This is a genomic window from Phenylobacterium sp. (genome assembly GCF_036723115.1).
Classification (GTDB): Bacteria; Pseudomonadota; Alphaproteobacteria; order Caulobacterales; family Caulobacteraceae; genus Phenylobacterium.
The window spans coordinates 1-4,295 of record NZ_DAIMHV010000191.1 but is presented as its reverse complement, the minus strand read 5'-3'; the positions used below and the strand labels follow the sequence as shown (position 1 = coordinate 4,295).

Genomic DNA, 4,295 nt, shown 5'->3' with positions numbered 1-4,295 from the left:
CACCATCACCCCGCCCACCAGGCCCGGCCCCGCGGTGGCGGCCACCCCGGACAGGTCCCCATAGCCGAGACCCGCGGCCTGCATGGCCGCCGCGGCGATGGCGTCGATGCTCTCCACATGGGCGCGGGCGGCGATCTCGGGCACCACGCCGCCATAGGGGGCGTGCTGGGCGATCTGGCTGGCGATGACCGAGGACAGCACCTGGACCTCGCCTGCGGCCGTGCGGCGGACCACGGCGGCGGCGGTCTCGTCGCAGCTGGTCTCCAGGCCCAGAATGGTGAGGTCGGTCATTCGGTTGCGGCTTCCTGGCCTGTCCTGTAGCAGGCAGGCAGTCCCATCGAGCTTTCGCAGGTAGACCGCCCACCGTGTCTTCGCAACCGCCCGTCGTGCGCATCGGCGCCCGAGGTTCTCAACTCTCCCTGGCCCAGGCCGGGCAGATGCAGCGCCGTATCGCCGCCGCCCTGGGCGCGCCGCCGGAAGAGGCCGAGCGCGTCGCCCCCCTGATCGTCATCAAGACCTCCGGCGACCGCATCCAGGATCGCCGCCTGCTGGAGGTGGGAGGCAAGGGCCTGTTCACCAAGGAGATCGAGGAGGCCATGCTGGCCGGCGAGATCGACTGCGCGGTCCATTCCATGAAGGACATGCCCGCCCTGCTGCCTGACGGGCTGGTGATCGCCGCCGTGCCCGAGCGGGAGGATCCCCGCGACGCCTTCCTGTCCCGCGAGGCCCTGACGCTCGAGGACCTGCCCCAGGGCGCGCGCCTGGGCACGGCCAGCCTGCGTCGCCAGGCCCAGAGCCTGCACGCCCGCCCCGACCTGGACGTCCAGATGCTGCGCGGCAATGTGGGCACCCGCATGGCCAAGCTGGAGGCCGGGGAGTTCGACGCCATCCTGCTGGCGCTCTCCGGCCTGAGGCGCCTGGGTCTCGACGGGGCGGCCAAGAGCTTCATCGATCCGGTGGAAAGGCCGCCGGCGCCGGGCCAGGGGGCCCTGGCCATCGAGACCCGCGCCGAAGACGCCCACCAGCCCTGGGTCAAGGCCCTGCAACACGCCGACACCACCCTGGCCGTGGCCGCCGAGCGGGGCGCCATGGCGGCGCTGGAAAGCTCCTGCCGCACGCCCATCGGCGCCTTCTCGCAGCTGGCCGGGGGCGAGCTGTCCCTGATCGTCGAGGCCCTGTCCCCGGACGGCAAGCTCCGCTACCGCCGGCAGGGCGCCGTCAATCTGGGCCCCATGACCGCGGGCGAAGGCGGGGGCGAAGGCGCCCTGGCCGCGGCCCGGGACCTGGGCCTGCGCCTGGGGGCCGAACTGCGCGACGAGGCCGGCGACAGCATCGTTCTGCCGGAATAGGGCCTTGCCGCGCTGCGCCCGGCGCCCTTTCCTCTGGCCATGACCGCCAGCCCCCGGCCTCTCGTCTGGATCACCCGCGCCGAGCCGGGCGCCTCGGCCACCGCCGAGCGGGTGCGCACCCTTGGCGCCCTGCCCCTGGTGGCCCCCCTACTGGAGGTGCGCGCCCTGGAGACGCCCCTGCCGGATCTTTCGGAATTCGCCGCCCTGGCCTTCACCAGCGCCAATGGCGTGCGCGCCCTGGCGGGGCGGACGCCGGCCCGGGGCCTGCCGGTCTTCGCCGTGGGCGCGGCCACCGCCCGGACGGCGCGGGAGGCGGGCTTCCGCCAGGTGCTTTCGGCCGATGGCGACGTGGCGGCCCTGGCTCAGGGCATGGCCGCCCGCGCCCGGGACCTGCGCGGCCCCATCCTGCACCCCACCACGACCGAGCCTGCGGGCGACCTGGCCGCCGACCTGGCGGCCCACGGCCTCGTGATCCAGGCCGTGCCGCTCTATGAGACCGTGCCCGCACAGGTCCCCAAGGCGTTGCTGGCCCGCGCGCTGGAGGCCCAGGCGGTGCTGCTGCATTCGCCCAAGGCCGCCCGGCGGCTGGCGGTGCTGTTGCGGGGCAGGGGGGCGCCGGACATGGCCGCGCTCTGCCTGTCGCGGGCCGTGGGCCGGCCGCTGGCCCGCGCCCGGCTGGGACCGCGCCTCTATGCCCCCATGCCCATGGAATCGGCCCTGTTGAACCTCATCGCCCGCCTGCCGGCGGAAGCTGGGCCTGTCGCCGCCGCCTCGCCTGTCGCCCCATGAGCGATGCGCCCCGCCCCCGCCTGTTCGGCCTGGCCTATTGGGCGGCCATCGCCTTCGCCGTGGCCTGCCTGGCGGGCGGCGTGCTCATCGCCCGCTACGGCCCCGTCTGGTTCGCCGCCCCCACAGAGTCGCTTGGCGATCGGCCCAAGAGCCGCTAAACAGGCGCCCCCGGACAGGCCCTGCCCCGCAGGACCCTTCGCCACGGGCCGCCTTAGCTCAGCCGGTAGAGCGGCGCATTCGTAATGCGTAGGTCAGGTGTTCGAGTCACCTAGGCGGCACCACCCCCATCCGTACGACGGAAATCGTCGCAAAAACGAGAAGTTGGGACGGGCGCGGCTTCGTGTGGGTTACGTTTTTTCCGGGTTGATGAGTTACATTCTGATCTGTGGCGCTGACTGGAGACTGAAGTCTCTTGCGGCTATCACGGTGTGCGGCTCAAATGTTGAGCGATGAGCGACGCTATGGCCCATGACCCCAAGCTACTGTCAGTCCGCATTCTGGTTGTTGAAGATGAGCCGGTCATTGCCGCTGACATAAAGAACACGCTTGTAGAAGCGGGGCATCGTGTAGTTGGTATAGGTTACACATCTGACGAGGCGTTTGCTTTGTTTCTGGAGCATAAGCCTGATGTCGTGGTGATGGACATCCAACTTGCGGATGGGTCATCTGGTATAGACGCGGCCCGACGGATGACGTCTGTGCGCCGCATTCCAACTATATTTGTCACGGCCTTTCCGGAGCGGCTACTAACCGAGAAACGTCTGGATCCGACATATCTCATTACGAAGCCGTTCCAACCGGAGACACTCGTCGCTGCTCTAGATCGCGTGTTGTTCGGCGAAGGGCCGCGCAATCTGAGGCCGGCCGAAGCGCTAAGGATCGCGGCGGCTGGCGCTCTCGTGGGCGTAGAGCGGCTCACGCCTGACCAGACCTCTGAAAACGAAGTTGGTGCCCACGGGCACAATGGGCCACCCGCTGAATTCGCTCTGCCATACGGCGAGTTCATGGCGACGGTCGATATACTTACACGGCTTGAGAAAGCGCCTGCGCAGCCGCCGTCAGACGTTAGCCAATATCTAGCCGACAAAGAACGCTTAGCGGCTTCAGCAGCTAAGATCGCGAGTTGGGTCGCGGAGAAAGTTGCTGAAGGGGCATTAAATAAAGTCGGTGAAAACTTGGCTGATGTCAGGGCGCTAATTGCCTTGTGGCTAATGTTCAGTGGCAACCTTCAGAGGGTCGTGGACGCGCTCGTCCAGTATCTCGGCTGACGGAGCGGGGGAGCCAAGGGCTGCCTGCTAGCGTTTTCAATCGTTCTGGGGTCGCTCATGCGAACCCCCATATTGTGGAGGAGGCTTGCGGTGTCCCCCCAGAGGGGGTCCGGCGCGGCCTACCCCGGCAGCGGCCCTGGCGGGCAACCCCAGGGGAGCGCGCGCAAGCCTGCTAAGCCCAGCGATGCCGTCCGGGTGGCCAGACGCGGGGCTCTTTCCGAACGTACGAGAATTCGCCTCGAACCTGATTGCATCCGTTGCCGAATCGGAGGCCCGCCCACTCCCGTAGAAGTACACGTGTTTTTGGGCTTGGGTGCTCGCCACCTCACCTAGGCGGCACCACTTCCTTTCACCGTCCCCACCCCCCGCCTCGCCTGGAGGCGGCTTCTGTGGCAATCAGGGCGGCCGTGGTTATGTGAGGCGGGATGACGCATCGGTTTTTTTCCAGCCAGGCCCAGGGGTTCGTGCGCTGCGCTGTGGCCACGCCGCGGGCCTTTGTGGCCGATCCGGCCGCCAATGCGGCCGCCATTCTGGAGCTGGCCCGGCGGGGCGACGCCCAAGGGGCGGACCTGATCGTCTTTCCCGAGCTCTGCGTCTCGGCCTACGCCATCGACGACCTGCATCTGCAGGACGCCCTGCTGGATGCGGTGGAGGCCGCGCTCGCGGAGATCTGCGAGGCCAGCAAAGGCCTGGCCTGCGTCCTGGCCATCGGCGCGCCGGTACGGCGCAACGGGCGGCTCTATAATTGCGCCATCGCCATTTCGCGGGGGCGGATCCTGGGGGTGACGCCCAAGTCCTTCCTGCCCAACTACCGGGAATATTACGAGAAAAGGTGGTTCGCGCCCGGCGCCGGGCTTGCGGGCCTGGAGGTGCGTCTGGCCGGCCAGAC

The 4,295-nt window shown here is 68.8% G+C and carries 5 protein-coding genes, 1 tRNA gene and 1 pseudogene; 6 read left to right on the top strand and 1 reads right to left on the bottom strand.

Annotated features, from left to right (window positions below; genetic code table 11):
• Window positions 1-291, bottom strand: a pseudogene (locus V7D28_RS14105) (tRNA (adenosine(37)-N6)-threonylcarbamoyltransferase complex transferase subunit TsaD); the annotation flags it as partial.
• 74 nt (window positions 292-365) lie between these two features.
• Here V7D28_RS14105 and hemC point away from each other — a divergent pair.
• The 6 genes from hemC to V7D28_RS14075 all read left to right on the top strand — a co-directional run.
• Window positions 366-1,349 carry a hydroxymethylbilane synthase gene (gene hemC / locus V7D28_RS14100; RefSeq protein WP_333588019.1) on the top strand — a complete coding sequence of 328 codons (984 nt, stop codon included), beginning with the start codon at window positions 366-368 and terminating at the stop codon, window positions 1,347-1,349.
• Window positions 1,350-1,388: 39 nt separating this feature from the next.
• Window positions 1,389-2,138 carry a uroporphyrinogen-III synthase gene (locus tag V7D28_RS14095; RefSeq protein WP_333588018.1) on the top strand — a complete coding sequence of 250 codons (750 nt, stop codon included), beginning with the start codon at window positions 1,389-1,391 and terminating at the stop codon, window positions 2,136-2,138.
• The gene (locus tag V7D28_RS14090) at window positions 2,135-2,296 is read left to right on the top strand and encodes a hypothetical protein (protein WP_333588017.1); all 162 of its coding nucleotides are present in this window, start codon (window positions 2,135-2,137) and stop codon (window positions 2,294-2,296) included. The genes V7D28_RS14095 and V7D28_RS14090 overlap by 4 nt, the downstream gene beginning before the upstream one ends.
• A 47-nt stretch (window positions 2,297-2,343) precedes the next feature.
• A tRNA-Thr gene (locus V7D28_RS14085) sits at window positions 2,344-2,419 on the top strand.
• Window positions 2,420-2,587: 168 nt separating this feature from the next.
• A complete protein-coding gene (locus V7D28_RS14080) occupies window positions 2,588-3,406 on the top strand; it encodes a response regulator (RefSeq protein WP_333588016.1) in 819 nt (272 codons plus the stop codon).
• 425 nt (window positions 3,407-3,831) lie between these two features.
• On the top strand, window positions 3,832-4,295 hold a 464-nt coding region (locus V7D28_RS14075), incomplete at its 3' end, for a nitrilase-related carbon-nitrogen hydrolase (protein WP_333588015.1).